This window comes from Mesorhizobium sp. B4-1-1, assembly GCF_006439375.1.
Classification (GTDB): Bacteria; Pseudomonadota; Alphaproteobacteria; order Rhizobiales; family Rhizobiaceae; genus Mesorhizobium.
In genome coordinates this window covers 1-25253 of the sequence record NZ_VFTH01000025.1, presented here as the reverse complement: position 1 = coordinate 25253, position 25253 = coordinate 1, and the positions used below count along the sequence as shown (strand labels likewise).

The following is a 25253-nucleotide window of genomic DNA, read 5'->3' as shown; positions in this document are numbered from 1 at the left end:
GGCCGGATGAGGGGGCTGGCGCTGGGCTATGCGATAGCCTTTCCTCGATGGGCCCTACTTCAGCAACCCTTTTTCCCTGTAATATTTCTCCGCGCCGGGATGCAGCGCCACGGGCATGCCGTCCAGCGCCTTGGCCGGATCGATCGCCTTGGCGGCGGCATGCGCGGCAGCCAGTTGGTCGAGATGCTCGAACAGCAGCTTGGTCATCTGGTAGGCGGTCTCGTCGGAGACGTCGGCGCGGGTAATGAGGAAATTGCCGACCGCGGCGGTCGCGACGTCTTCCGTCTGTCCCTCATAGGTGCCTTTCGGGATAACCACGGAAAGATAGGGCGCCCCGATCTTGGCGACGTCCTCGGCCGGCACGGCGACGACGTTGATGGGAAGCGAGGTCGCGAGGTCGCGGATGGAGGCGACGCCGAGGCCGGCCGACTGCAAGGTGGCATCGAGCTGGCGGTTCTTGATCAGCTCGACCGACTCGGCGAAGGGCAGATATTCGACCCGTCCGAGATCCTCGTATTTGAGACCGGCGGCGGCGAAGATGGCGCGCGCGTTGAGCTCGGTGCCGGAGGCAGGCGCGCCGACCGACAGACTCTTGCCCTTGAGGTCGGCGAGCGTCTTGATGCCGGAGTCCCGGCTGGCGACGATCTGGATGTAGTTGGGATAGATCGCGGCGATGCCGCGCAACTTGTCGAGCTTGCCCGGGAAGCCGGCCTCCGTGTTGCCTTCGGCGGCCATCTTGACGGAATCGCCGAGCGCAAAGGCGATCTCGCCCTTGCCCTGCTGCAGCAGGTTGAGGTTCTCGACCGAAGCCTTGGTCGCCTGAACCTGGGTGCGCGAGCCCTCGATGCCCTTGCCGTAAATCTCCGACAGCGCGACCCCGAGCGGATAGTAGACGCCCGACGTGCCGCCGGTGAGCACATTGATGAATTCCTGCGCCCCGGCCGACACGGCGCCGAGGCCAAGCGACAGCGCCAGCGCGCCGGCGGCAACAAGCCTGGTCCTGAAATTGAACATCGCGATTTCCTCCCTGAAAACATCCGGGCCGCGCCGTCCTCCCGGCCCGAGTTCGCGGAGAGTTTAGACAGCGAGCGGCAAATGCCAACCCGCAATTGCAGTCATTAGACGAACGGTTAAGACAGCAGAACCGCTCAAATCCGTTCTGTCCGCACGCCGCTGCAAGCACCGGATGCCGCTGCGCGGCTTGCGGCGGCGGACCTCAGTCCGGCAGCGCCGCGACCGCGACGATTTCGATGACGATATCGGCTTGAGCAAGCGCCGCGACCCCGATCACCTCCGAGGGCGGCGGGTTGTTGTAGCTGCAATGCTTGGGACAGTGCTCGGCAAAGAACGCGTCCAGCACGTCCAGGCGAAAATTGGGCGAGCCGAGGACGCCGCCGTCGGGAAACGGCCCCCTGACGAAGAAGGTGAGCCTGATGAGATGTTCGAGACCGCTGCCGAGCTCTTCCAGGTCCGACTTGATATTGCCGAGCACCGCGCGCCATTGCGCCGCGGCATCGCCGACGAAGCCGCCGCCCTTCTTGCCCATTGGATCGTAGTCATCCGATGTGGCCGTGTTTCCGCAAAGATAGACGGTCCCCTTCGCCCCGCTGACGACCGTTCCCTTTCCCCACGGCATCAGCCGGCCGTTCTTGAATTTCTTGTGGGTCACAAGTTCCATGGTCTTCTCCCATCTTTTCGCGCGATCCGCCGCTCCGGAGAAAAAGGATAGCGCCGCGAGGCGCCGCTGCCAGTTGTTCCAGCGTTGCCGCGATCGGCCCTGGCTGCCTGGAGAGCGTGGTGCTTGCGCAATCGCCGGACGAGGACGAAAGATTTTCCCGATGCCTGTCGAAATCGGCCGCGGCCGCACGACATAGGTCGGCACGCGACGAAAGCGGCCGTCAACAAAACGGGAGAAGACCATGCGATACATGCTTTTGATCTACAATGACGAAGCCGCGATGGCGAACGCTCCGAAGGAGCAGACCCAACAGGTGCTCGCGGCCTATGGCGCCTATACCGAGGCGCTGAAGACATCCGGCGCGTACATCGCCGGCGAGCGGCTGCGCCCGACCCAGGCGGCCACCGCGGTGCGGATGGCGAACGGCAAGACCAATGTGCTCGACGGCCCCTATGCCGACACCAAGGAGCAATTGGCGGGTTTCTACATGATCGAGGCGGCCGACATCGATACGGCCATCGAATGGGGCGCGCGCTGTCCCGCGTCCAGCACCGGCACGGTCGAGGTGCGGCCGATCTGGGAAATGGCCGAGTACATAGCCGCCGCATAGCGAACCCTGTGATGGATGATCGCTCGGAGATCGCGCGGGCGGCGGCCGAGGCGGCCGCCCGGCGCAGCTACGGCAAGCTGGTCGCCTGGCTCGCGGCGCGCACGCGCGACGTCGCCGGCGCCGAGGACGCGCTGGCCGATGCCTTCGCGGCCGCGCTCGAACGCTGGCCGCGAACCGGCGTCCCGGCGGAGCCGGAAGCCTGGCTGCTCGCGGTGGCGCGCCGGCGCGACGTGGACGCGGTGCGGCGGCGGCTGACCGGCGAGGCGGCCCGCGATCATCTGCAGCTGATGGCCGAGGAAATGGAGGCGCGCATGCGCGGCGAGGAGCTGCCCGACGACCGGCTGCGGCTGATGTTTGCCTGCGCCCATCCGGCGATCGAGGCCAGCGTGCGCGCGCCGCTGATCCTGCAGACGATCCTCGGTTTCGACGCCGCGACGATCGCCTCGGCCTTCCTGGTTTCGCCGGCGACGATGGGACAGCGGCTGGTGCGGGCCAAGGCGCGCATCCGCGAAACCGGGATTCCGTTCCGCGTGCCGGAGCAGGCGGAGCTGGGCGACCGGCTGGGCGCGGTGCTGGAGGCGATCTACGCCACCTTCGCCGAAGGCTGGTCGGACCCGACCGGCACCGACAGCCGGCGGCGCAACCTCGCCACCGAAGGCATCTGGCTCGGTCGGCTGGTCGCCTCGCTGATGCCGGACGAGCCGGAAGCGCTCGGGCTGCTGGCGCTGATGCTGTTCGCCGAGGCGCGCCGCTCGGCGAGGCGCGGCCCAGAAGGCGATTTCGTGCCTTTGGCCGAGCAGGATATCGCGCTCTGGGACGACGGCCTGATCGACGAGGCGGAGGCCTTGCTGGTGCGCGCCGCGCAAGGGAGCATCATCGGCCGCTACCAGCTCGAGGCGGCCGTGCAGTCCGCCCATACGGCGCGCCGGCGCGGCGGCGGCACGGACTGGACGGCGATCCGCCAGCTTTACGACGCGCTGCAGGCCGTGGCCGGCTCGCCGGTGGTGGCGATCAACCGCGCGGTGGCGATCGCCGAAACCGAGGGTGCAACGGCTGGGCTGGCGGCACTTTACGTGCTCGGCGAGGACAAGCGGCTGCAGGACTACCAGCCCTATTGGGCCGCTCGCGCCGGGCTGTTGGCCAGGCTCGGCAACACGAAGCAGGCGGCCCAGTGCTACGACCGGGCGATCGGCCTCGAGCGCGACCCCGCGCTGCGGCGTTTCCTGCAGGGCGAGAAGGCGAAGCTTATTGGGAGTTAAGCGGCCCACATCTCGTGCGATGCGTTCAGCTTGCGCATGAGGTCGTGCCGGCGCAGTTTCGCCCACAGGCGCTCGATGTTCGGCCAGGCGGCCCGCGCTTTCTCGAGGTCGGGATGCCAAGCCACCAGCATGACCAGGTAGATGTCGGCCAGCGAGAGCGTCTCGCCGGCCAGCCAGTTGCGGCCGGCCAGCGCCTGGTCGAGGATAGCAAAGCCGCGATCCATCTCGGCGACCGCCGCCGCTTTCACCGGCTGGAGGCCTTCGCCATCGGCGGTGTAGCGGTGCGCGTAATAGAGCCGCAGCATCGCCGGATAGAGCACCGACGACATGAAGGCCATCCAGCGCAGGAATTCGGCGCGGCCGGGCGAGCCCGGTTGCGGCGCAAGGCCGGCCTGCGGGTGGCGCTCGGCGAGCAGAATGCAGATTGCCGCCGACTCCGTCAGCGAATGGCCGTCGGGCAGCGTCAGCGCGGGCACCTGGTTCAGCGGGCTGATGGCGAGGAAGGCCGGATCGGGCGGATCTTTCTTCGGCACATCGATCTGTTCGAAGGGCAGGCCGGTCATGGCAAGCGCAGCCTCGACGACGAAGCCGCCGCTGCCCGGGCGCGTATAGAGCTTGTACATGAGAAATCCTCCCGCCTGCCGATGAGGCCTGGCGGCGATATGAGCCGGAAGCCCGGTCTTGCTCAAGCCGGGCAGCGCCTGCCACGGATGCTTTTTTGAACAGTCCAGGGATTAAGCGAGACACTCCCGCGGCATTCCACGGCCGCGGTCAAGGCATGGATCGTCGGGTCAAGCCCGAGGATGACGAGGGGTATGCCTAAGCGCCCAGCCCGTCGAACAGGATGGTCGAGAGATAGCGCTCGGCGAAAGAGGGGATGACGACGACGAGGTTCTTGCCCTTGTTCTCCGGCCGCGAGCCGACGACGATGGCCGCCTGGAGTGCTGCGCCCGACGAGATGCCGACCGGCACGCCTTCGAGGCGGGCGACGAGACGCGCATTGGCGACCGAATCCTCGTTCGAAACCCTGACGACCTCGTCATAGATCGACGTGTCGAGGATTTTCGGGGCGAAGCCGGCGCCGATGCCCTGGATCTTGTGCGGGCCGGGCTGGCCGCCCGACAGCACCGGCGACGCTTCCGGCTCGACCGCCACGACCTGCAGCGAGGGCTTGCGCTTCTTCAGCACCTGGCCGACGCCGGTGATGGTGCCGCCGGTGCCGATGGCGGAAACGAAAATGTCGACCTCGCCATTGGTGTCGTTCCAGATTTCCTCGGCCGTGGTGCGGCGGTGGATTTCGGGATTGGCCGGATTCTCGAATTGCTGCGGGATGATGGCGTTGGGCAGGGTGGCGGCGAGCTCGTCGGCCTTGGCGATGGCGCCCTTCATGCCTTTCGGGCCTTCGGTCAGCACCAGCTCCGCGCCGAGCAGCGCCAGCATCTTGCGGCGCTCGACCGACATGGTCTCCGGCATGGTGAGGATCAGCTTGTAGCCCTTGGCGGCGGCGGCGAAGGCCAGCGCGATGCCGGTGTTGCCGGAGGTCGGCTCGATCAGCGTGGTCTTGCCGGGCGCGATCTTGCCAGCCTCCTCCAGCGCTTCGATCATGGCGACGCCGATGCGATCCTTGACCGAAGCGATCGGGTTGAAGAATTCGAGCTTGGCCATGAGATTGGCGACGATGCCCTTCTCCCTGGCGAACTTGTCCAGCCTGACCAGCGGCGTGTCGCCAATCGTCTCCGTGATCGAATTGAAGACGCGGCCGCGGCCGGGCACGCGCGCGGAGGTGACGGGCTTGTTCATGGTTCGCTCCAAGGCAATGGCACAGGCAAAAACAGAATAGGGCTTTCAGCCGCGCAAGATAGGCCGGCGACCGAAAATATCCGAGTGGGGCGGTTGCTCAAAAGCGCCCACGACCGGAAAAGCATTTTCCGCCACAGCGGGTTTCGGGAATGGTTTGGCCGAATCGGGCGCGGGTTGAGATTGGCGCCTATTGGCGCGCCGCTATGGCCGCGGCCGCGCCCATCATGAAGCCGGCGGCGGTGCGGTTGAGGACCTTCAGCGCCCGCGGCGATTTCAGGAACCAGCGCGCCTTGGCGGCCAAAACCAGGTAAGGCACCAGCACCACGAACAGCACCGCCACGGTGAGCATCGCAAGGATGGCGTAGTCGGCGAGCGTGATCGTCTTCAGGTCGACGATGGTCGGCGTGATGGCGAGATAGAAGATCATCGTCTTCGGATTGCCGAGCGTCACGGTCAGCCCGGCGGCGAAGCTCGACACCAGACCTCCCTTGGCCTTCCGGGCCTCGACGGTTTCGGGCGTGATGCCGCTGGTCCAGAAGCGCCAGGCGAGGAAAGCGAGATAGGCGACGCCGGCCCATTTGATGGCGAGGAAGACCATGCCGAAGGTCTGGGCGACGAAAGCAAGCCCGAGCACCACGGCGGTGAGATAGGTGAGGTCGCCGAGCATCAGGCCGAACGACATGGCGAGCGACGAGCGGAAGCCGGAGCCGAGCGCGCGGGCGACAAGCGCCGTGACGCCGGGGCCGGGAATGACGGCGGCGATGCCGAGGGCGGCGCTGTAGGCGAGGAATCCGGTGAGTGTCATGGTTCTGGCCTGGCGTACAGTCCTGCGGGGACCGCTGTCGAGAGCCGGGCTTTTATCATGATGCCAGTGCGACGGTAATTCCCCTCGCAATGCGATTCGTTGCGCCAGTTCGACCGGGAGCTGGTTCCTTTGTGGGACGCCGCATACCTTGGAGATTGCCGAAACGATCAGTCCTGTCGTCATTCCAGGGCGGAGCAAGCAGCGGAGCGACGCGCGCAGCCCTAGAATGACGAGATTGGGGGGAGCTACCCGCCATACGTAACGCGCCAGATGGTGCCGTTGCCGTCCTCGGTGAGGATCAACGCGCCGTCCCTGGCAACGGCGACGCCGACCGGCCGGCCCCAGACCGCGTCATCGGAAATGACAAAGCCGGTGGCGAAGTCCTCGTATTCGCCGGTCGGCTTGCCGTCCTTGAATCTCAGCCGCACCACCTTGTAGCCGGTGCGGACGTTGCGGTTCCACGAGCCGTGCAGCGCGACGAAGGCATCGCCCCTGTAGTCGGCCGGGAAATTGCCGCCGTCGTAGAAGGCGATGTTGAGCGGCGCCGAATGCGCCTGGATCAGCACATCCGGAACCGTGACCTTGCCGGCGAGGTCGGGGCGCGCGCCCTTGTGGCGCGGGTCCTCGTTGTCGCCGATGTAATACCAGGGCCAGCCGTAGAAGGCGCCGTCCTTCACGGCGGTCGCGTATTCGAAGGGGATGTTGTCGCCAAGCTCGTCGCGCTCGTTGACGACGCACCAGGGCGCGCCTGTCGCCGGCTGCACGGTCATGCCGGAGCAGTTGCGCAGGCCGGTGGCGACGGTCCTGCGGTTGTTGCCGTCCGGATCGAAGGCCAGCACGTCGGCGCGACCCTGTTCCGGACCCCAGGCCTCGCCCAGCGGCTGCGATTTCGCCCACGCCTCGACACCGCCCTTCGGCTTTGCGCCCATGTCCTCGGCGACGTTGGAGCCCGAGCCGACCGACAGATAAAGCGTCTTGCCGTCGGGCGAGAAGGCGATGTCGCGCGTCCAGTGATGGCTGGCGGGGATCTTTGCGACGATGATCTGCGGCTTGCCGGACGCCTTGAGGTCGCCGTCGCGATAGGCAAAGCGGACGACGCTGTTGCTGTTGGCGACATAGACCCATTGCGGCGTGTCGCCAGGCGGATAGAAGGCGATGCCGTAGGGCCGGGTCAGGCCCTTGGCGAAGACCGACTTTTGCGCGGGCTTGGCGCTGCCTTCCGCCAGGCGATAGACACGGACCTGGTTCGCCCGGCTGTCGGCGACGAAGAGGTCGCCGTTCGGAGCCACGCGCACGACGCGCGGACTATCGATGCCGGATGCGACCATCTCGGCGGAGAAGCCGGGCGGAAGTTTCGGCTTCGCGTCCTCGGGGCGCTCGGTGACGCCGCCGCCGTTCGAGGCGGACTCCGTCACATCCGGCTTCGGCAAATCCTCTGGCTTCAGCAGCCGGCGCACGCCCGGGCGGTCGGCCTTCCAATCGCCGAAGGCCTTTTCACCGCTGAGCAAAGGTTGATCGGCCTGCTGTGCAAAGGCGCCGGTGGCAAAGACCAGCGCGAGGCCCGCAAGGCCGGCGATCCGCATCATGGCTGTCCTCCGTCGTCTGCCAGCGCGCCTCAATCGATCAGGCGCCCAGAGCCAGGACATATTGGGCAAACGATCGAAAAGAGAAGCTTGCGCACGCGGATTTGAGGGGCCTCGGGCTCAGGCCTCTTCGGCATCCAGATCGTCGTCGAGGCGCTTTTCCAACTCGACGAGGTCAGCCGGCAAGGGCAGACCCATTGCGCGCATCTCCCGCAATTTCTCGCGCAGCTGCTCCTGGATCTCGTGCTCGTCCTCGGGCTGGTTCACCATCTCCTCAAGCAGCAGGCCGATCTGGGCCTTGAGCGATTCCAGCGCCATGTTTTTCTCCTTTGCACCCTCAGGTGTGTCGAGATTCAGGTCAGGCCGACATCACCCTGTATACCGATACACCTAGCGCAGCATTCGTGAAATCAGCTGCGCGGTGTAATCGACCATCGGCACGATGCGGGCGTAGTTCAGACGGGTCGGGCCGATGACGCCAAGCGCGCCGATGACGCGGGCGTCCTTGTCCCGATAGGGCGCAACCACCAGCGACGAGCCGGACAGCGAAAACAGCTTGTTCTCCGAGCCGATGAAGATGCGCACGCCAGGTCCTTCCTCGGCGAGGTCGAGCAGCTGCAGCAGCCCGTCCTGCGTCTCCAGATCCTCGAACAGATGACGCAGGAGCTCGAGATCGGCCTGGGCGGTGACGTTTTCCAGGAGGTTGGCGCGGCCGCGCACGATGAGGCGCGCCGGCAGGCCGCTCTCGGCGCCGGCCCAGACCGCCAGCCCCTTCTCGACCAGATCCTGCGACAGCGTGTCGAGCGCCGTCCTGGTCTCGTCCTTGATGCGGGCGATCTCGATGCGCGCCTCGGCAAGCGTGCGCCCCCTGATATGGGCGTTGAGGAAGTTCGAGGCCTCGTGCAGCTGCGAGACGGTGATGCCGGCCGGCAGGTCGACGACGCGGTTCTCGACATCGCCGTTCTGCGACACCAGCACGGCCAGCGCCTTGGTGGGCTCGAGCTGGATGAATTCGATGTGCTTCAGCGCCACCTCGTTCTTGGAGGCGAGCACGAGGCCGGCGCCGCGCGACATGCCGGACAGCATTTGGCTGGCCTCGGTCAGCATATGCTCCAGCGTCGCGCCCGAGCCGGAGGCGCGCACCTGCGCCTCGATGACGCGGCGCTCGTCGTCGGAAAGGTCGCCGAGTTCCATGAAAGCATCGACGAAGAAGCGCAGGCCGGTCTGGGTCGGCAGGCGGCCGGCGGAAATATGCGGCGCGTAGATCAGGCCCAGATGCTCGAGGTCGCTCATAACGTTGCGGATGGTGGCGGGCGACAGCGAGGAGGGCAGGATGCGCGACAGGCTGCGCGAGCCGACCGGCTCGCCGTCGCGCAGATAGGAATCGACAATCCGCCGGAAGATATCGCGCGAGCGCATGTCGAGTGATTGAAGTACCGGCGACTGCGACGTCGGATCGACTGGTTTGTTCATTCCGGCGAGAAACCTCCTTCCGAAAGATATAGACTTAAGCCACAGCGGCGCAACCCGGTGCCGCGTTTGCGGTCACGGCGCCGCGTTTGCGGTCGCCCGGCCCGTTTTCCTGCGCGGCGTCCTTTTCCTTTGCGACTTGCCCCGCATGCGTCTACAAGCCGGCCACGATTCCGCAAAACGACAAGAAAGAAGGCCGAATGCGCCCCTCCAAACGCCAAGCCGACGAAATGCGCGCCATCTCCTTCGAGCGCGGCGTCTCCAAGCATGCCGAAGGCTCGTGCCTGGTGAAGTTCGGCGACACGCATGTGCTGTGCACGGCGAGCCTGGAGGAAAAAGTGCCGGCATGGATGCGCAATTCCGGCAAGGGCTGGGTGACGGCCGAATACGGCATGCTGCCGCGCTCGACCGGCGAGCGCATGCGGCGCGAGGCCTCCGCCGGCAAGCAGGGCGGCCGCACGCTGGAGATCCAGCGGCTGATCGGCCGGAGCTTGCGCGCCGTGGTCGACCTGCAGGCGCTGGGCGAGCAGCAGATCACCGTCGATTGCGACGTCATCCAGGCCGATGGCGGCACCCGCACCGCCTCGATTACCGGCGGCTGGGTAGCGCTCTATGATTGCCTGCGCTGGATGGAAGCGCGCCAGATGGTGAGCGTTTCCAAGGTGCTGAAGGACCATGTCGCGGCGATTTCCTGCGGCATCCATGACGGCCAGCCGGTCATCGATCTCGATTACCTCGAGGATTCCTCGGCCGGCACCGACGCCAATTTCGTCATGACCGGCAAGGGCGGCATCGTCGAGATCCAGGGTACGGCGGAAGGCGAGCCGTTTTCCGAGGAGCAGTTCGCGGCGCTGATGGGGCTGGCGAAGAAGGGTATCTCGCGGTTGGTGAGCTTGCAGCAGATGGCGGTGGCGTAGGTTTTCGAATGCCGAGCCTGGGCCCCCCTCTCTGGCCTGCCGGCCATCTCCCCCTCAAGGAGGGAGATCAGATGTCGCGACCGCTTTCGCCAATCGCCAGCGTTGCAAGAATGGCGCCTTCGCCGAAGCTGCCAATCTCCCCCCTTGAGGGGGAGATGGCCGCCAGGGCAGAGAGGGGGGCCTCGTGATACCCTCGGCGATCTTGGAATCAGCGCTTTACGTCACAGACTTGCACGCCGCCGAAGCCTTCTACCGCGACATCATCGGCCTCGAAGCCTTGGGCAAGGTCGAAGGGCGCCACGTCTTTTTCCGCTGCGGCAACGGCGTATTGCTTCTCTTCAACGCGGAGGCGACGAAGATCCCGCCGGCGCCCGACGCCAGGCTGAAGGTGCCGCCGCACGGCACGGCCGGCGAAGGGCACCTCTGCTTCGCCGCGACCGCCGATCAGATCGCCGCATGGCGCAAGCATCTCGCGGCCAGGAACATCGCCATCGAAAGCGATTTCGAGTGGCCGCAGGGCGGGCATTCGATCTATATCCGCGACCCGTCGGGCAATTCGATCGAGTTCGCCGAGCCAAGGATCTGGGGTCTTTGATGCATTCCCTCAATGGAAAGAAGATCGTCGTCGCCAGCCACAATGAAGGCAAGCTGCGCGAATTCGCCGACCTGATGGCGCCGTTCGGCTTCGAGGCGAAATCGGCCAAGGAATACGGCCTGCCCGAACCCGACGAGACCGGCACCACCTTCGAGGAGAATGCCTATATCAAGGCATACGCAGCCGCCAAGGCCACCGGCCTGCCGGCGCTGTCGGACGATTCAGGCCTCTGCGTCGACGCGCTCGACGGCGCGCCGGGGGTCTACACCGCCAACTGGGCCGAGAAGCCCGATGGCAGCAGGGATTTCGGCATGGCCATGCGAAAGACGGAAACGGCGCTGCAGCAAGCCCGCGCGACCGAGCCCGTCCAGCGCACCGGCCGCTTCGTCGCCGTCATCTGCCTGGCATTTCCGGACGGCGAAGCCGAATATTATCGCGGCGAGGCGGAAGGCACGCTTGTTTGGCCGCCGCGCGGCACGCTCGGCTTCGGCTACGATCCGGTGTTCCTGCCCAACGGTTTCGACAAGACTTTCGGCGAGATGAGCGCGCAAGAAAAGCATGGCTGGAAGCCCGGCCAGGCCACGGCGCTTTCGCACCGCGCCCGCGCCTTCCAGAAATTCGCGCAAGCACGCCTTGATCTGGCGCGACCAGGATCGGCATGAGCGCGGTCACCATACCGCTCGACCGGAGCCCCGGCTTCGGCGTCTACATCCACTGGCCGTTCTGCGCGGCCAAGTGCCCTTATTGCGACTTCAACAGCCATGTCCGCCACCAGCCGGTCGACCAGGAGCGCTTTGCCCGCGCCTTCGAGACGGAGCTTGCGACCATGCGCGACCGCACCGGCCCGCGCGAGGTGACCAGCATTTTTCTCGGCGGCGGCACGCCGTCGCTGATGAAGCCGGAAACCGTCGCGGCGGTGCTGGAGGCGGTGGCCAGGAACTGGACGATGCCAGCCGGCATCGAGGTGACCCTGGAAGCCAACCCGTCCTCGGTCGAGGCCGAGCGCTTCCGCGGCTACCGCGCCGCCGGCGTCAACCGCGTGTCGCTCGGCGTGCAGGCGCTCAACGACAAGGATCTGCGCTTCCTTGGCCGGCTGCACAATGTCGAGGAGGCGCTGCATGCCATCGGCCTGGCGCGTGAGATTTTTCCGCGTCTGTCCTTCGACCTGATCTATGCGCGGCCCGGCCAGACGCCCGAGGCGTGGCGAGCGGAGCTGGAGCAGGCGATCGGCTACGCCGTCGACCACCTGTCGCTGTACCAGCTGACCATCGAGGAGGGCACGCCCTTCCACGCGCTCTACGCTGCGCGGAAATTCACGCTGCCCGACAACGACCACGCCGCCGACCTCTATGCGCTGACGCAGGAGGTGACGGCGGCGCGTGGCCTGCCGGCCTATGAGATTTCCAACCACGCCCGGCCGGGCGCCGAAAGTCGGCACAATCTGACCTATTGGCGCTACGGCGAATATGTCGGCGTCGGCCCCGGCGCGCATGGCCGCTTCGTCGAGAATGGCCGCCGCACGGTGACGATAGCGGAAAGAATGCCGGAGACCTGGGCCAATCTGGTCGAGGCCAGAGGGCACGGCGTCACCGGCGGCGAGATTTTGACGCGTTCCGAAGAGGCGGACGAGTTCCTGCTGATGGGCCTGCGACTGGCCGAAGGCATCGACCTGCAGCGCTACGAGGCGCTCGCCGGGCGCGGTCTTTCGAGCGCGCGGCTCTCGGTGCTGCAGGAGGAGGGGCTGGTGGCGCCGGTCGGCAACGCCCGGCTGCGTGCCACGACCGCCGGCATGATCGTGCTGGATGCGGTGGTGGCGGATCTGGCGCGGTAGAGCAGCGCGTTCGCCATTCTCGGGCTTGACCCGAGAATCCATTCCGTGACCAACCCGAAGGACGCTGCGGAACAGAATTCCGCACCGCTGGCGGCGCGTCGAAGTAACGGCATGGATTCCAGGGTCTGCGCGCGTCGCTTCGCTCCTTGCTTCGCCCTGGAATGACGAGGCGCGAGATCGCGAAGGTCGCGAACTGCCTTAAGCGTCGTGCTTCTGGCGATGCTTGCCGCGGTGCTTCTCGCCATGCGCCTCGTCGTGGCGGACAGGCTTCTGGTCGGCCTTGTCGCGGCGGGCGCCGGACTGGGTGGCGATCGGATGTGGAGGCATGCCCTCGCGGGCGGCTTTGCTTTCAAGTCGGCTGATGAAGATGTCGAAGCGATTGGGCATCGTTCGGTCCTGCCTCCTCCCGGGGAATCAGGGGTTAAATTCGCCGTTGCCGGTTTCGTTCCGCACTGTGGCAAAGGCATGGCGATTTCCTCACGCCGACCTCACGTTTTGCAACGGGGCGCCAGCCATGCCAAACAGGGCGGGTCAGGAGGGGCATTCGGTGACCGGCGACAAACGCAGCTATCTGATCGGGCAAAGCGAGATCGCGGCGCGGCCGCTCCTGCCTGCGCTTTATCTGGTGGCGACGCCGATCGGCAATCTGGCCGACATCACGCTGCGCGCGCTGGAGACGCTGGCCGCCGCCGACATCGTCGCCTGCGAGGACACGCGCGTCTCGCGCGTGCTGCTCGAACGTTACGGCATCCGCCGCCGCACCACCGCCTATCACGAGCACAATGCGAGCGAGGCGGGGCCGAAGCTGATCGAGGCGCTGGCGGCCGGGCAGAGCGTGGCGCTGATCTCCGACGCCGGCACGCCGCTGGTCTCCGATCCGGGCTACCGGCTGGTCGGCGAGGCGCTGGAGCATGGCATACGCGTCGTGCCGATCCCGGGACCTTCGGCCGCACTCGCCGCGCTGACCGCTTCCGGCCTGCCATCCGATGCCTTCCTGTTCGCCGGCTTCCTGCCGGTGAAGACCGGGCAACGGCTGACCAAGCTCGAAACGTTCAAGGCGGTGCCGGCGACGCTGATCTTCTTCGAATCGCCGCGGCGGCTGGCGGAGACGCTTGGCGCCATGGTCGAGGCGCTCGGCGGCGAACGCAAAGCCGCCATCGGCCGCGAGCTGACCAAGACGTTCGAGGAGATGCGCACCGGCACGCTGGCCGAGCTGGCCGACCATTATGCCGCGGCCGACACGCCGAAGGGCGAGATCGTCGTCTGCGTCGGCCCGCCGGAGGCGGCGGTGGACCAGCCGGCCGACATCGACCGGCTCCTGCTCTCGCTTGCCGCCGAAATGCCGGCCTCGAAGGCCGCGGCCGAAGCGGCGAAAATGACCGGCGGGCAGAAGCAGGCGCTCTACCGGCGGCTGCTGGAACTGAGGGACAGACCATGATCCCAAAAAGTGGAACCCGGTTTTTGGAAAAGATCATGGTCAAACAAAGAGATGCCTGAGCGCACGGCCGGTCATCGCCGAAAAGCCTATCGGCGCGGCCATCGCGGCGAATGGCTGGCGGCGCTGGCGCTGATGCTGAAAGGCTACCGCATCCTTGCCCGCCGCCACCGCACCAGGCTCGGCGAGATCGACCTGATCGCCAGGCGCGGCGACCTTGTGCTGTTCGTCGAGGTCAAGGCGCGCCGCACGCTGATCGAGGCGATGGAAGCGATCGGCCATGAATCGGAGCGGCGGATCGAGGGCGCTGCCGATCTTTGGCTGTCGCGCCAACCGGATTACGGAAAACTTTCGATGCGTTTCGACATGGTGGCGGTGCTGCCCTGGCGCTGGCCGGTGCATGTCCAGAACGCGTTCTATGGGCGGAGTTGATCCCCTTCGTTCGTCATCCTAGGGTGGAGCAGTCGCGAAGCGACGTCGCGGAAACCCTAGGATCCATGCCGTGACCTAGACGCGCTGCCACCGTGCAGAATCTGGATCAAAGAGCGTCGCGTCTAACGAAAGCTATTCGCGACCGCAGCGTTCTACGGTCCGCGTCACGGTCCTCGGGCCTGCGCGCGTCGCTTCGCTCCTTGCTCCGCCCGTGGATGACGAAGGCGTTTGGTGCGCCGCCTTAGTGTAATCACCCCCAGGCCATCAGGGCAACCAGGCCGAGCCCGCCCACCACAAGCCGCCACCAGCCGAACAGCGAATAGCCGTTGCGCGAGACATAATCGAGCAGGAAGCGCACCACGAACAAAGCGGTGACGAAGGCGGCGACGAAGCCGACGGCGATGATCGGCAGGTCGGCCGAGGTCAGCACGTTGCGGTTCTTGAAAAGGTCGAAGGCGAAGGCGCCGACCATGGTAGGCATGGCGAGGAAGAAGGAGAATTCGGCCGCCGCGCGCTTGTCGACGCCCATCAGCAGCGCGCCGACAATCGTCGAGCCGGAGCGCGAAGTGCCGGGGATCAGCGACAGGCACTGGAACAGGCCGATCTTCAGATAAAGGCTGGTCGGGAAGCGCTCGACGTCGTGATGGACCGGCTTGAAGTTGATGCGGTCGACGACGAGCAGCACGACGCCGCCGATGATCAGCATGATGCAGATCAGCCTGGGCGATTCGAACAATATGGTCTTGATGAAATCATGCGCCAGCGCGCCGATGACCGCGGCCGGCAGGAAAGCGATCAGGATGCCGATGACGAAATGCCTGGTCTGCGGATCGGTGGGCAGCTTGATCAGCATCTGCCAGAGCTTGCTGAAATAGACGCTGAGGATCGCCAGGATCGCGCCGAGCTGGATCAGGATCTCGAAGGCCTTGCCGGTGGAATGGAAGCCGAGGAAATGGCCGGCAAGCAGGATGTGGCCGGTCGACGAAACCGGAATGAACTCGGTCAGGCCCTCCAAAAGCCCGAGCAGCAGCGCTTCGACGATGGTCTGGCTTTCCATGGCAACCTCTGATCTCGGATGACGGCTAGAGCACGACGCCTAAAAGTGTGAAGCGGTTTTCGGACGACATCATGCTCCAAGGGAAGGGCTTGCTTGTCATGGGGCGGAAGTGTCCCTATAGGTCGCAACACCCATGACAGCCCCAGGAATCGGGCGGCCAAGACTTACCGGCGCGGCCGGCCAATTGCCAGTGCGCCTTTTCATCGCGGAACCATGCTGACGCTTTTCCATCATCCCATGTTCGCCACCTGCCGCTTCGCGCGCCTCGCCTTCGGCGAGTATGGCGAGGAACTGGCGCTGATCGAGGAAAAGCCGTGGACGCGGCGCAAGGAGTTTTTGGCGCTGAACCCGGCCGGCACGCTGCCGATCCTGCTTGCCGAAGGCGACGTGCCGATCGTCGGCGCCATGGTGATCGCCGAATATCTCGACGAGACGCGCGGCGTCTTGAAGCGCGACAAGCGGCTGTTCGCCGAGGACCCGATGCAGCGCGCCGAGATCCGCCGGCTGACCGACTGGTATCTGAGCAAAGCCGAAAGCGAAGTGACGCGGCATCTGGTGCGCGAGCGGGTGCTGAAGCCGGTCATGCCGGAGACCGCCGGCGGCGGCTCGCCGGACTCGGCGGCGATCCGCGCCGCGCGCGCCAACATCCGCCAGCACATGAAATACACCAACTGGCTGGCCGGCACGCGCCATTGGCTGGCCGGCAACAAGGTGACCTATGCCGACCTCGCGGCGGCGGCGACGCTTTCGGTGCTCGATTATCTCGGTGAGATCGACTGGCGCGAGCATGCCGCCGCGCGCGAATGGTACACGCGGGTGAAATCGCGGCCGTCGTTCCGGCCGCTGCTTTCCGACCGGGTGCGCGGCCTGTCGCCGGTGTCGCATTATGCGGACCTCGATTTCTGAGAACCTGCGCGCGCTGATCGACGCCGAGGCGCGCCGCGCCGGCTTCGAGGCAGTCGCCGTGACCCGGCCGGACGCGATCCCACTGGCGCCGGCGAGACTCGCCGAATTCGTATCCGACGGTTTCCACGGCTCGATGGAGTGGATCGCCGAGACGGTTCAGCGGCGGGCCGAGCCCTCGACGCTGTGGCCGGAGGTGCGTTCGATCATCGTGCTGGCGATGAATTACGGCCCGGACCGCGATCCGCGCGATATCCTCGCGAAGTCCGACCGCGGCGCGATCTCGGTCTATGCGCAAAACCGGGACTACCACGATGTGATGAAGGGCCGGCTGAAGGAGATCGCCGGCAAGATCGTCGCGCGCGCTGGCGGCGACGTAAAAGTGTTCGTCGATACCGCGCCTGTCATGGAAAAACCGCTGGCGGAAGCCGCCGGGCTCGGCTGGCAGGGCAAGCACACCAATCTGGTCAGCCGCGCGCATGGCTCGTGGCTGTTCCTCGGCACCATCTTCACCACCGCAGAGCTTGAACCGGACCAGGCCGAGATAGACCATTGCGGCTCCTGCCGCGCCTGCCTCGACGCCTGCCCGACCGACGCGTTCCCGGCGCCTTATCGTCTCGACGCGCGGCGCTGCATCTCCTACCTGACCATCGAGAACAAGGGGCCGATCCCGCGCGAGTTCCGCGACAAGATCGGCAACCGCATCTATGGCTGCGACGACTGCCTGGCCGCCTGTCCGTGGAACAAATTCGCCAGCATGGCTTCGGAGGCGAAGCTTGCGGCGCGCGCCGATCTGCGCGAGCCGAAGCTGTCGGAACTGTTGCTTCTCGACGACGCGGGCTTCCGGTCATTCTTCTCGGGCTCGCCGGTCAAGCGCATCGGCCGCGACCGTTTCATCCGCAACGTGCTGATCGCCGCCGGCAATTCGGGCGATGCATCGCTAACGCCCATTGTGCGCCGCCTGCTCGACGATGCCTCGCCGCTGGTGCGGGGTGCGGCAATCTGGGCCCTGTCGCGATTGCTGTCGGATCGCGAATTTGGCGACCTCGCCGCCACGGCATCGAAGACCGAAACGGAGGCGACGGTCCGCGAGGAATGGCTGGCGGCGCCAGCGAATCCGGCGAAGGCCGATTGAAGGGGGTTCATCGATGGGCGAAAGACGCTTCTTCATCTTCGGCGCCGGCTATTCGGCCAAGGCTTTCGCGCTGGCCAACGCGCACCGCGCGCCGGTCTTTGGTACGACCCGGGCGCCGGAAAAGTTCGAGGCGCTGCGGTCGGCCGGCATCGAGCCGCTGCGCTTCGACGGCGCGCTGTCGCCCGAGTTCAGCGATGCGCTTGCACAGACCACGCATCTCATCGTCTCGGTCGGCCCCGACGACGCCGGCGATCCGGTGCTCAACGCCGCCGGCGAGACGATCCGGACAAAGATGCCGGCGCTCGAATGGATCGGCTATCTCTCGACCGTCGGCGTCTATGGCGACCATGGCGGCGCCTGGGTGGACGAGACCAGCGCTTGCCGCCCGGTGTCGAGGCGCTCGGTGATGCGGGTGGCGGCCGAACAGGAATGGCTGACGCTTGGCCGGGAGATCGGCAAACCGGTGGCGATCCTTCGGCTTTCCGGCATCTACGGACCGGGCCGCAACGCGCTGGCCAATCTCGAGGACGGCACGGCGCGGCGGCTGGTCAAGCCGGACCAGGTGTTCAACCGTATCCATTGCGACGATATCGCCGGCGCGCTTTGGCTTCTGGCTGAAAACAATCTCGGCGGCATCTTCAACGTCACTGATGACGAGCCGGCGCCGCCGCAGGATGTCGTCGCCTATGCCGCCAGGCTGATGGGCGTCACGCCGCCGCCGGAAATTCCCTTCGAGACCGCCCAACTTTCGCCCATGGCGCGGTCTTTCTATGGCGAGAACAAGCGCGTCGCGAATCAGGCGATCAAGGCGGCCGGCTATCGCTTCCGGTTTCCGAACTATCGGGTGGCGCTGGAGCGGATGTGGGCCGAGGGCAACTGGCGGGACGGAGCGCCGCGCAGCCCGATCAGAGCCGCATGATCGATGCGGGACGCGCGACGTGGTACGATTCGTTCTTGATCGGGTTCGCCTGACCGCGCGGCAAATGGATAGACTGGAGAGGGACCCAGCCTGATGAATTTGCGATCGCTGCCTGACCGCAAGCCGTTCCTGACCGCGGCGCTGGCGCTGGTGACGCTGGCCGCGCTGGCGGCTGTCGCCATTTCGGCCGAACCCCGCGCGAAGGAGCTGTTCGGCGCCCGGAAACTGCCGGCCGTGGCGCCTGCGCAATCCTTCGGCTTCTATTCCAAGGGCTGCTTCACCGGCGGCGTGGCGCTGCCGATGGACGGGCCGACCTGGGAAGTGATGCGCCCTTCGCGCAACCGCCGCTGGGGCCATCCGGCGATGATTTCGCTGATCGAAAAGCTTTCGCGCGACGCGGTAGCCGATGGCTGGCCGGGGCTTCTGGTCGGCGACGTCTCGCAACCGCGCGGCGGACCGATGATGACCGGTCATGCCTCGCACCAGATCGGTCTCGACGCCGACATATGGCTGACGCCGATGCCAAGGCGGCCGCTGACCATGGCGCAGCGCGAATCGATGAGCGCGACGCTGATGGTCGACGAGAAGACGCATCTGGTGAAGGACGCGCTGTGGACGCCGGCGCATACGCGGCTTTTGAAGCGCGCGGCGAGCTATCCGGAGGTCGAGCGCATCCTGGTCAATGCCGGCATCAAGAAGAAGCTCTGCGACACCGTCACCGGCGACCGCTCCTGGCTGCGCAAGGTCCGGCCATTCTGGGGCCATGACTATCATTTCCACATGCGCATCGGCTGCCAGCCGGGCTCGCCTTTCTGCAAGGCGCAGGAGACGACGCCGGGGGACGATGGCTGCGGCAAGCCGCTGGCCTGGTGGTTCACCGAGGAGCCGTGGCGGCCGAACAAAAATCCGGACGCGCCCAAGGCGCGCGACATGATGACGATGGCCAATCTGCCGAAGCAATGCCAGGACGTAGTCAATGCGCCGGACGCGCCTTCGCTGGAGGCAGTGACCTATCATGGCGGCGGCGCCGCGGTCGCCGTGGCCGAACCGCAGCCGACCGAGCCGGCGGAGACGATCTCCAGCGGCAACGCCTCGGTTCCGTCGGCGGCAAGCGCCTTCGCGCCGACGCCCAAGATCGGCATCCCGCTGCCGCGTCCACGGCCGGGGAACTAGTGCACTCCAGGAAAAATGCACGGCGGTTTTCCACCCGGAATTGCGAAAAAACAAAGAGTTGGAGTGGTTCAGCGATTCCATAGACGCCGAACCGCTCCAACGTCGAAGCCAGGCGCCTCACTGGCAAGGTAAGTACCCCCCAATCGCCCTGCCATCCTCCGCTGCAGCTACGGAGGGCAGGCAGGTGAGGGGCAGCGCCGACGCTGAAAGGGAGGGGAAGCCGGACGCGAAGCCGCTTTCACTTTGCGGGCCCATGCGCTAGTTCAACGAACAGACAAGTGCCAGATGGCTAGGAACGGGACGCGCGAAAAAATGGCAGGCGAGAACGAGACAGGGCTGCGGTTTCCGGTCCTGATCGGCGATATTGGCGGCACCAATGCGCGCTTCTCGATCGTGCTCGATGCCAATTCGGAAGCCACCGAGCCGCAGATCGTCCAGACGGCCAATTTCAAGACCATCGACCAGGCGATCCAGGCGGCGGTGCTCGACCGCTCGTCCATCCAGCCGAACTCGGCGGTGCTGGCGATCGCCGGGCCGGTCGACGGCGACGAGATCCCGCTCACCAACTGCCCCTGGGTGGTGAAGCCCCGGCAGATGTTCGCCAATCTGGGCCTGAGCGAAGTCGTCGTGCTCAACGATTTCGAGGCGCAGGCACTGGCCGTGGTGGCGCTCGGCGAAGAGCATATGGAAAAGATCGGCGGCGGCACGCCGGAACCCAATGCGAGCCGGGTCGTACTTGGCCCCGGCACCGGCCTTGGCGTCGCCGGGCTGATCCATGCGCTCAACCACTGGATCCCGGTGCCGGGCGAGGGCGGGCATATGGATATCGGCCCGCGCACGCCGCGCGACTTCGAGGTGTTCCCGCATATCGACAAGCTCGAAGGCCGCATCTCCGGCGAGCAGATCCTGTGCGGACGCGGGCTGGTCAACGTTTATCGCGCCGTCGCCAGGACGGACGGCAAGCCGACGCCTTTCACGACGCCGGCCGAGGTCACGGCGGCCGCGCTCGCCAAATCCGATCCGGTGGCAGAGGAGGCGCTGGCGCTGTTCGTCACCTGTCTCGGCCGCACAGCGGGGGATCTCGCGCTTGTGTTCATGGGCCGCGGCGGCGTGTTCCTGACCGGCGGCATCGCGCAGAAGATCGTGCCGGCGCTGAAAGCCGGCAATTTCCGCGCCGCGTTCGAGGACAAGGCGCCGCACGGCGCGCTGATGCGCGAAATGCCGGTCTATGTCATCACCCATCCGCTGGCGGCGTTGCTCGGGCTCGCCGCCTATGCCAGGACGCCTTCGCTGTTCGGAGTGCAGACGGCGGGCCGGCACTGGCGGGCTTGATCGCGCCAGCGTTCGGGTTGGCGATCGGCCGCCGCGACGAAGTTTCGCCATAGGCAAGCCGTAGCCGGGGCGCTAAGAGGATGCCGAAATGCGGCCCATCCGACACGCGGAAAACCACGAAGCGCCCTGATTTGACTGTTCAAACTTCCCTCAAACTGAAAGTCCAGCCCACCGAGGTCAGCGCGGTGCTGCGCCGCATCCTGGCCGAAAACGGCAAGGAATATCGCTGGACCTATGTCGTCGCCGTCGCCTGCCTGCTGATCGTTTCCGGCACCACCGCCTTCACGGCGTGGATCATGGCCCCGATGATCAACCAGATCTTCTACGAACGGCGCAGCGACATGATCGTCTGGATCTGCGCCGGTTTCATGGGCGCCTCCCTGCTGCGCGGCTTCGCCGGCTACGGCCAGGCAGTGGCGCTGGCGACGATCGGCAACAATCTGGTCGCCCGCTACCAGAAGCGCAGCTTCGACCATCTGATGAAGCTCGGCGTCAACTTCTTCAACGAGACCCGTTCCGGCCGGCTGGCGGCACAGGTCAACGAGAATGTCGGCGGCATCCGAGACCTGCTGTCGCTGACGCTAACTTCCATCAGCCGCGACGCGGTCTCGCTCGTCGCCCTCCTCGGCGTGATGATCTACCAGGATCCGGTGCTGTCGCTCAGCTCGCTGCTGATCGGGCCGCCGTTGATCTGGGCCGTCGTCTACATCACCCGCCGCCTGCGCAAGATCAACCGGGAATCCGTGCTGATCAACTCGCGGCTGAACGGATCGGTGCAGGAGGCCACCCAAGGCATCGCCATCGTCAAGGCCTTCACCCTGGAGGACGAGCTGGCGCGCCGCATCGGCATCATGGCCGACACGGCCGAGCAGCGTAACAACAAGATCGCCCGCGTCGCGGAGCGGCTGTCGCCGATTTCCGAAATCCTGGGCGGCCTCGCCATTACCGCCGTGCTTGCCTATTCCGGCTATCGGGCGCTGGTGCTCGGACAGCCGCCGGGCGCCGTGTTTTCCTTCATCACCGCGCTGATCCTGGCCTATGACCCGGCAAGACGCCTGGCCCGGACACAGGTCGGCATGGAACGTGCCTTGGTCAACGCGCGCATGATCTACGAACTGCTCGACCTCGAGCCGAAGCAGGGTGACGCCCCCGACGCGGTCGAGGCGAAGGTCACCACCGGCGAGGTGCGCTTCAACCATGTGACATTCGGCTACAACGCCGACATGCCGGTGCTCAGGGATTTGAGCTTTACCGCCGCGGCCGGCAAGGTGACGGCCGTCGTCGGCGCATCGGGCGCCGGCAAGTCGACGATGGTGGCGCTGCTGCAGCGCTTCTACGACGTCGACGAGGGCTCGATCGAGGTCGACGGCCAGGATATTGCCAAGGTGACCAAGCATTCGCTGCGCCAATCGATCGCCTATGTGGCGCAGGCGCCTTATCTCTTCGAAGGCACGATCCGCGACAACATCCGCTACGGCCGGCTCTCGGCCACCGACGCCGAGATCGAGCAGGCGGCGAAACAAGCGGCGGCCGACGAGTTCATCCGCCAGCAGCCGGAAGGCTACGACACGCCGGTCGGCGAAGGCGGGTCGACCCTTTCCGGCGGCCAGCGCCAGCGCGTGTCGATCGCGCGCGCGATCGTTCGCCAGGCGCCGATCCTTTTGCTCGACGAGGCGACCTCGGCGCTCGACAACGAGGCTGAGGCGCGCGTGCAGGAAGCGCTGACCCATGTCATGGAAGGGCGCACGACGATCGTGATCGCGCACCGGCTTTCGACCGTAGTCAATGCCGACCACATCATTGTGCTGGAAGAGGGGCGGCTGGTCGAGGAAGGCACGCATGCGGCGCTGATGGCCGACCCGCACAGCATCTATGCCCGTTTCCACCGAATCCAGGGCAAGAAGGGGCTGGGGCTTGTCGACGACGTCAAGGCAAGCCAGACTTCGGGCCAAACTCCGGCGCCGCGCAGCCGCGCCAAGAAGACCGTCAGGAGAAGCGCATGAGCGAAGCCGGCGATATGGGCTTGGTTGTGGTGGGCGCCGCCGGCCGCATGGGCCAGACGCTGATCCGCGCCATCCACACCATGCCCGGCGCGCGCGTCGCCGCCGCGATCGAGCGGCCGGACTCGGCGCATCTCGGCAAGGATGCCGGCGAGCTCGCCGGCGTCGGCATCATCAACGTGCCGATCGTCGACGATCCGCTGCCGGCCTTCGCCAAGGCCGATGGCGTGCTCGACTTCACCGCGCCCGCGGCAACCATCGAATTCGCCGGCTATGCCGCGCAGGCGCGCATCGTCCATGTCATCGGCACCACCGGCTGCTCGGCCGACGACAATGCCCGAATCGCCGCCGCGGCGCGCCATGCCACGATCGTCAAATCCGGCAATATGAGCCTCGGCGTCAATCTTCTGGCGGTGCTGGTCGAGCAGGCGGCGAAGGCGCTCGACGCCGACGATTTCGACATCGAGATCCTGGAGATGCACCACCGGCACAAGGTCGACGCGCCGTCCGGCACGGCGCTGCTGCTCGGCGAAGCGGCGGCGAAAGGGCGCGGCATCGATCTTGCCGACAACAGCGTGCGGGTGCGCGACGGCCATACCGGAGTGCGCAAGACGGGCTCGATCGGCTTTGCCACGCTGCGCGGCGGCTCCGTCGTCGGCGACCACAGCGTGATCCTTGCCGGCACCGGCGAGCGCATCACGCTTTCCCACCACGCCGAGGACCGGGCGATCTTCGCCCGCGGCGCCGTCAAGGCAGCGCTCTGGGCGCGCGGGAAAAAGCCCGGACTTTATTCCATGCGGGACGTGCTCGGCCTGAGCTGATCCCTATCCAAACACTCTATAGGAGCTGACATGTCGGGAACTCTCGTGCTCGTGCGCCACGGCCAGAGCGAATGGAACCTGAAGAACCTGTTCACCGGCTGGCGCGACGTCGGGCTGACCGAGCAGGGCACAGCCGAGGCGCTTGCCGCCGGCGAGAAGCTCAAGGCGCGCGGCCTGAAATTCGACATCGCCTACACGTCTGCCTTGAAGCGGGCGCAGGTGACCTGCCAGCACATCCTCGACATCGTCGGCCAGAGCGACCTGGAGACGATCCGCGACCAGGCGCTCAACGAGCGCGACTATGGCGACCTCTCCGGCCTCAACAAGGACGACGCGCGCAAGAAATGGGGCGAGGAGCAGGTGCATATCTGGCGCCGTTCCTACGACATCGCGCCGCCCGGCGGCGAAAGCCTGAAGGACACCGGCGCGCGCGTGTGGCCCTATTACCTGCACGAAGTGCAGCCGCATGTGCTGCGCGGCGAGACAGTGCTGGTCGCCGCGCACGGCAACTCGCTGCGCGCGCTGATCATGGCGCTGGACGGCAAGTCAGGCGAGGAGATCGTCAAGCTCGAGCTCGGCACCGGCGTGCCGGTCATCTACAAGCTCAACGCCGATTCCACCGTGGCGTCGAAGGACGTGCTGGAGGGGTGAGGCCATTAGGCCAGCCAAGGCGGCCTATTTTTGTTTTGTTGCATGTCGATATCCCAAAACCGCTGGCACTTTTGGGCGACATGCAACGAAAAAAGCGCGTTGACACATATCGTTTGCCCGCTTACATGAGCCCGCACCAGCCCAGATGGCGGAATTGGTAGACGCGCACGGTTCAGGTCCGTGTTCCGCAAGGAGTGGAGGTTCGAGTCCTCTTCTGGGCACCATCTCATCCCGACTGCCAACGGGGTGCAAGTCTCAACGTTCGCGATCAGCCGTAAGCTTCCGATCTTCGTCATTCCAGGGCGGAGCAAGGAGCGAAGCGACGCGCGCAGACCCTGGAATCCATGCCGTGACGTCGAGGCGTTGCAGCGGTTACAGAATTCCGCTCCGTTGTACTATATGACCCGCGTCACGGCATGGATTCTCGGGTCAAGCCCGAGAATGACGACATGTGACCGTTGCTCCAATCTCCCCTTCCGGTCCGTCTCCGAACAAGCCGCTCCAAACCCGGCGACCGGTTTGGTTTTAAGCTGGCCTGCCGACGCTATACGCATGAAGAGCCATGAAGCCGATCCTTCGCTCTTCGAGCTTCGGATGGCAGGCCATCCCGGAGTTCCAAGAGCGAAGGGGTCGCCATTCATCCCGACTGCCAACGGGATGCAAGTCTCAACGTTCGCGATTAGCCGTAAGCTTCCAAACTTCGTCATTCCAGGGCGGAGCAAGGAGCGAAGCGACGCGCGCAGACCCTGGAATCCATGCCGTGACGTCGGGGCGTTGCAGCGGTTACAGAATTCCGCTCCGTTGTACTATATGACCCGCGTCACGGCATGGATTCTCGGGTCAAGCC

Annotated in this window: 26 protein-coding genes and 1 tRNA gene; 17 read left to right on the top strand and 10 right to left on the bottom strand. The window is 65.9% G+C overall.

Features of this window, described 5'->3' with window-relative positions; translation table 11 throughout:
- Window positions 1-54: 54 nt before the first annotated feature.
- Both FJW10_RS26075 and FJW10_RS26070 read right to left on the bottom strand, forming a co-directional pair.
- Window positions 55-1014, bottom strand: a complete 960-nt coding sequence (locus FJW10_RS26075) for a TAXI family TRAP transporter solute-binding subunit (protein WP_140834775.1) — start codon at window positions 1012-1014, stop codon at window positions 55-57.
- Window positions 1015-1216: 202 nt separating this feature from the next.
- Window positions 1217-1678: a RidA family protein gene (locus FJW10_RS26070; RefSeq protein ID WP_140902220.1), complete on the bottom strand. Its 462-nt coding sequence runs from the start codon at window positions 1676-1678 to the stop codon at window positions 1217-1219.
- A 241-nt stretch (window positions 1679-1919) separates the two neighbouring features.
- Here FJW10_RS26070 and FJW10_RS26065 point away from each other — a divergent pair, with 241 nt between their 5' ends.
- Complete coding sequence (locus FJW10_RS26065; protein ID WP_140834777.1) at window positions 1920-2288, top strand: YciI family protein; 369 nt, start codon at window positions 1920-1922, stop codon at window positions 2286-2288.
- Window positions 2289-2299: 11 nt separating this feature from the next.
- Window positions 2300-3547 (top strand): RNA polymerase sigma factor, encoded by a 1248-nt coding sequence (locus tag FJW10_RS26060; RefSeq protein WP_140902219.1) that lies wholly within the window; start codon window positions 2300-2302, stop codon window positions 3545-3547.
- On the opposite strand, the gene FJW10_RS26055 is transcribed toward FJW10_RS26060, so the two are convergent.
- From FJW10_RS26055 to hrcA, 6 genes are all read right to left on the bottom strand, one after another.
- On the bottom strand, window positions 3544-4170 hold the full coding sequence (locus tag FJW10_RS26055) for a glutathione S-transferase family protein (protein WP_140902218.1): 627 nt from the start codon (window positions 4168-4170) through the stop codon (window positions 3544-3546). The genes FJW10_RS26060 and FJW10_RS26055 overlap by 4 nt on opposite strands.
- Window positions 4171-4366: 196 nt before the next feature.
- Window positions 4367-5347, bottom strand: a complete 981-nt coding sequence (gene cysK, locus FJW10_RS26050; protein ID WP_140645934.1) for a cysteine synthase A — start codon at window positions 5345-5347, stop codon at window positions 4367-4369.
- A gap of 187 nt (window positions 5348-5534) precedes the next feature.
- The gene (locus FJW10_RS26045; protein WP_140902217.1) at window positions 5535-6152 is read right to left on the bottom strand and encodes a LysE family translocator; all 618 of its coding nucleotides are present in this window, start codon (window positions 6150-6152) and stop codon (window positions 5535-5537) included.
- Window positions 6153-6397: 245 nt separating this feature from the next.
- On the bottom strand, window positions 6398-7738 hold the full coding sequence (locus FJW10_RS26040; RefSeq protein WP_140902216.1) for a sorbosone dehydrogenase family protein: 1341 nt from the start codon (window positions 7736-7738) through the stop codon (window positions 6398-6400).
- 117 nt (window positions 7739-7855) lie between these two features.
- Window positions 7856-8053: a hypothetical protein gene (locus FJW10_RS26035; RefSeq protein ID WP_140834782.1), complete on the bottom strand. Its 198-nt coding sequence runs from the start codon at window positions 8051-8053 to the stop codon at window positions 7856-7858.
- A 72-nt stretch (window positions 8054-8125) separates the two neighbouring features.
- The gene (gene hrcA, locus FJW10_RS26030) at window positions 8126-9208 is read right to left on the bottom strand and encodes a heat-inducible transcriptional repressor HrcA (protein ID WP_140658212.1); all 1083 of its coding nucleotides are present in this window, start codon (window positions 9206-9208) and stop codon (window positions 8126-8128) included.
- Window positions 9209-9405: 197 nt separating this feature from the next.
- Here hrcA and rph point away from each other — a divergent pair, with 197 nt between their 5' ends.
- The 4 genes from rph (at window position 9406) to hemW (ending at window position 12548) form a co-directional block, all read left to right on the top strand.
- A complete protein-coding gene (gene rph, locus FJW10_RS26025) occupies window positions 9406-10122 on the top strand; it encodes a ribonuclease PH (protein ID WP_112098165.1) in 717 nt (238 codons plus the stop codon).
- 184 nt (window positions 10123-10306) lie between these two features.
- Entirely contained in the window at window positions 10307-10717 is a 411-nt protein-coding gene (locus tag FJW10_RS26015; RefSeq protein WP_140902214.1) for a VOC family protein, read from the top strand.
- On the top strand, window positions 10717-11379 hold the full coding sequence (rdgB, locus tag FJW10_RS26010) for an RdgB/HAM1 family non-canonical purine NTP pyrophosphatase (protein WP_140902213.1): 663 nt from the start codon (window positions 10717-10719) through the stop codon (window positions 11377-11379). The genes FJW10_RS26015 and rdgB overlap by 1 nt, the downstream gene beginning before the upstream one ends.
- On the top strand, window positions 11376-12548 hold the full coding sequence (gene hemW, locus FJW10_RS26005; protein WP_140902212.1) for a radical SAM family heme chaperone HemW: 1173 nt from the start codon (window positions 11376-11378) through the stop codon (window positions 12546-12548). The genes rdgB and hemW overlap by 4 nt, the downstream gene beginning before the upstream one ends.
- 198 nt (window positions 12549-12746) lie before the next feature.
- On the opposite strand, the gene FJW10_RS26000 is transcribed toward hemW, so the two are convergent.
- Window positions 12747-12935, bottom strand: a complete 189-nt coding sequence (locus FJW10_RS26000) for a hypothetical protein (protein WP_140902211.1) — start codon at window positions 12933-12935, stop codon at window positions 12747-12749.
- A 160-nt stretch (window positions 12936-13095) separates the two neighbouring features.
- Between FJW10_RS26000 and rsmI the strand changes: the two genes are divergently transcribed.
- Both rsmI and FJW10_RS25990 read left to right on the top strand, forming a co-directional pair.
- The gene (gene rsmI / locus FJW10_RS25995; protein WP_181177669.1) at window positions 13096-13986 is read left to right on the top strand and encodes a 16S rRNA (cytidine(1402)-2'-O)-methyltransferase; all 891 of its coding nucleotides are present in this window, start codon (window positions 13096-13098) and stop codon (window positions 13984-13986) included.
- A 51-nt stretch (window positions 13987-14037) separates the two neighbouring features.
- Window positions 14038-14415, top strand: a complete 378-nt coding sequence (locus FJW10_RS25990; RefSeq protein WP_140711214.1) for a YraN family protein — start codon at window positions 14038-14040, stop codon at window positions 14413-14415.
- 250 nt (window positions 14416-14665) lie between these two features.
- Here the strand turns inward: FJW10_RS25990 and FJW10_RS25985 are convergent, their stop codons facing one another.
- A complete protein-coding gene (locus tag FJW10_RS25985) occupies window positions 14666-15472 on the bottom strand; it encodes an undecaprenyl-diphosphate phosphatase (RefSeq protein WP_140902210.1) in 807 nt (268 codons plus the stop codon).
- Between the two features lie 213 nt (window positions 15473-15685).
- Here FJW10_RS25985 and FJW10_RS25980 point away from each other — a divergent pair, with 213 nt between their 5' ends.
- From FJW10_RS25980 to FJW10_RS25940, 9 genes are all read left to right on the top strand, one after another.
- On the top strand, window positions 15686-16378 hold the full coding sequence (locus FJW10_RS25980; RefSeq protein WP_140645947.1) for a glutathione S-transferase family protein: 693 nt from the start codon (window positions 15686-15688) through the stop codon (window positions 16376-16378).
- Complete coding sequence (gene queG / locus FJW10_RS25975; RefSeq protein WP_140902209.1) at window positions 16359-17510, top strand: tRNA epoxyqueuosine(34) reductase QueG; 1152 nt, start codon at window positions 16359-16361, stop codon at window positions 17508-17510. Before FJW10_RS25980 ends, queG begins: the two co-directional genes overlap by 20 nt.
- Window positions 17511-17523: 13 nt before the next feature.
- Window positions 17524-18429: an SDR family oxidoreductase gene (locus tag FJW10_RS25970; protein WP_140902208.1), complete on the top strand. Its 906-nt coding sequence runs from the start codon at window positions 17524-17526 to the stop codon at window positions 18427-18429.
- Window positions 18430-18522: 93 nt separating this feature from the next.
- Window positions 18523-19602 carry a penicillin-insensitive murein endopeptidase gene (mepA, locus tag FJW10_RS25965; RefSeq protein ID WP_140834793.1) on the top strand — a complete coding sequence of 360 codons (1080 nt, stop codon included), beginning with the start codon at window positions 18523-18525 and terminating at the stop codon, window positions 19600-19602.
- A 312-nt stretch (window positions 19603-19914) separates the two neighbouring features.
- Window positions 19915-20934, top strand: coding sequence for a glucokinase (locus FJW10_RS25960; RefSeq protein WP_140902207.1), 1020 nt, complete (start codon window positions 19915-19917; stop codon window positions 20932-20934).
- 80 nt (window positions 20935-21014) lie between these two features.
- Entirely contained in the window at window positions 21015-22937 is a 1923-nt protein-coding gene (locus FJW10_RS25955; RefSeq protein WP_246674374.1) for an ABC transporter ATP-binding protein, read from the top strand.
- Window positions 22934-23755: a 4-hydroxy-tetrahydrodipicolinate reductase gene (gene dapB / locus FJW10_RS25950; protein ID WP_140902205.1), complete on the top strand. Its 822-nt coding sequence runs from the start codon at window positions 22934-22936 to the stop codon at window positions 23753-23755. The genes FJW10_RS25955 and dapB overlap by 4 nt, the downstream gene beginning before the upstream one ends.
- Window positions 23756-23785: 30 nt before the next feature.
- Window positions 23786-24406 (top strand): 2,3-bisphosphoglycerate-dependent phosphoglycerate mutase, encoded by a 621-nt coding sequence (locus tag FJW10_RS25945; RefSeq protein WP_140834797.1) that lies wholly within the window; start codon window positions 23786-23788, stop codon window positions 24404-24406.
- A 139-nt stretch (window positions 24407-24545) separates the two neighbouring features.
- Window positions 24546-24630, top strand: a tRNA-Leu gene (locus FJW10_RS25940).
- Window positions 24631-25253: the final 623 nt, after the last annotated feature.

What these genes read in the sequence shown, in the direction of transcription:
- cysK (WP_140645934.1), bottom strand. Translation starts at nt 5,347, where the DNA reads ATGAACAAGCCCGTCACCTCCGCGCGCGTGCCCGGCCGCGGCCGCGTC.
- mepA (WP_140834793.1), top strand. Translation starts at nt 18,523, where the DNA reads ATGAATTTGCGATCGCTGCCTGACCGCAAGCCGTTCCTGACCGCGGCG.
- FJW10_RS26075 (WP_140834775.1), bottom strand. Translation starts at nt 1,014, where the DNA reads ATGTTCAATTTCAGGACCAGGCTTGTTGCCGCCGGCGCGCTGGCGCTG.
- rdgB (WP_140902213.1), top strand. Translation starts at nt 10,717, where the DNA reads ATGCATTCCCTCAATGGAAAGAAGATCGTCGTCGCCAGCCACAATGAA.
- queG (WP_140902209.1), top strand. Translation starts at nt 16,359, where the DNA reads ATGCGGACCTCGATTTCTGAGAACCTGCGCGCGCTGATCGACGCCGAG.
- FJW10_RS25945 (WP_140834797.1), top strand. Translation starts at nt 23,786, where the DNA reads ATGTCGGGAACTCTCGTGCTCGTGCGCCACGGCCAGAGCGAATGGAAC.
- FJW10_RS26040 (WP_140902216.1), bottom strand. Translation starts at nt 7,738, where the DNA reads ATGATGCGGATCGCCGGCCTTGCGGGCCTCGCGCTGGTCTTTGCCACC.
- FJW10_RS26060 (WP_140902219.1), top strand. Translation starts at nt 2,300, where the DNA reads ATGGATGATCGCTCGGAGATCGCGCGGGCGGCGGCCGAGGCGGCCGCC.
- FJW10_RS25955 (WP_246674374.1), top strand. Translation starts at nt 21,015, where the DNA reads ATGCCGAAATGCGGCCCATCCGACACGCGGAAAACCACGAAGCGCCCT.
- FJW10_RS25960 (WP_140902207.1), top strand. Translation starts at nt 19,915, where the DNA reads ATGGCAGGCGAGAACGAGACAGGGCTGCGGTTTCCGGTCCTGATCGGC.
- FJW10_RS26000 (WP_140902211.1), bottom strand. Translation starts at nt 12,935, where the DNA reads ATGCCCAATCGCTTCGACATCTTCATCAGCCGACTTGAAAGCAAAGCC.
- FJW10_RS26055 (WP_140902218.1), bottom strand. Translation starts at nt 4,170, where the DNA reads ATGTACAAGCTCTATACGCGCCCGGGCAGCGGCGGCTTCGTCGTCGAG.
- FJW10_RS26070 (WP_140902220.1), bottom strand. Translation starts at nt 1,678, where the DNA reads ATGGAACTTGTGACCCACAAGAAATTCAAGAACGGCCGGCTGATGCCG.
- FJW10_RS26045 (WP_140902217.1), bottom strand. Translation starts at nt 6,152, where the DNA reads ATGACACTCACCGGATTCCTCGCCTACAGCGCCGCCCTCGGCATCGCC.
- FJW10_RS26035 (WP_140834782.1), bottom strand. Translation starts at nt 8,053, where the DNA reads ATGGCGCTGGAATCGCTCAAGGCCCAGATCGGCCTGCTGCTTGAGGAG.
- FJW10_RS25990 (WP_140711214.1), top strand. Translation starts at nt 14,038, where the DNA reads ATGCCTGAGCGCACGGCCGGTCATCGCCGAAAAGCCTATCGGCGCGGC.
- hrcA (WP_140658212.1), bottom strand. Translation starts at nt 9,208, where the DNA reads ATGAACAAACCAGTCGATCCGACGTCGCAGTCGCCGGTACTTCAATCA.
- dapB (WP_140902205.1), top strand. Translation starts at nt 22,934, where the DNA reads ATGAGCGAAGCCGGCGATATGGGCTTGGTTGTGGTGGGCGCCGCCGGC.
- FJW10_RS25980 (WP_140645947.1), top strand. Translation starts at nt 15,686, where the DNA reads ATGCTGACGCTTTTCCATCATCCCATGTTCGCCACCTGCCGCTTCGCG.
- FJW10_RS25985 (WP_140902210.1), bottom strand. Translation starts at nt 15,472, where the DNA reads ATGGAAAGCCAGACCATCGTCGAAGCGCTGCTGCTCGGGCTTTTGGAG.
- hemW (WP_140902212.1), top strand. Translation starts at nt 11,376, where the DNA reads ATGAGCGCGGTCACCATACCGCTCGACCGGAGCCCCGGCTTCGGCGTC.
- FJW10_RS25970 (WP_140902208.1), top strand. Translation starts at nt 17,524, where the DNA reads ATGGGCGAAAGACGCTTCTTCATCTTCGGCGCCGGCTATTCGGCCAAG.
- rph (WP_112098165.1), top strand. Translation starts at nt 9,406, where the DNA reads ATGCGCCCCTCCAAACGCCAAGCCGACGAAATGCGCGCCATCTCCTTC.
- FJW10_RS26065 (WP_140834777.1), top strand. Translation starts at nt 1,920, where the DNA reads ATGCGATACATGCTTTTGATCTACAATGACGAAGCCGCGATGGCGAAC.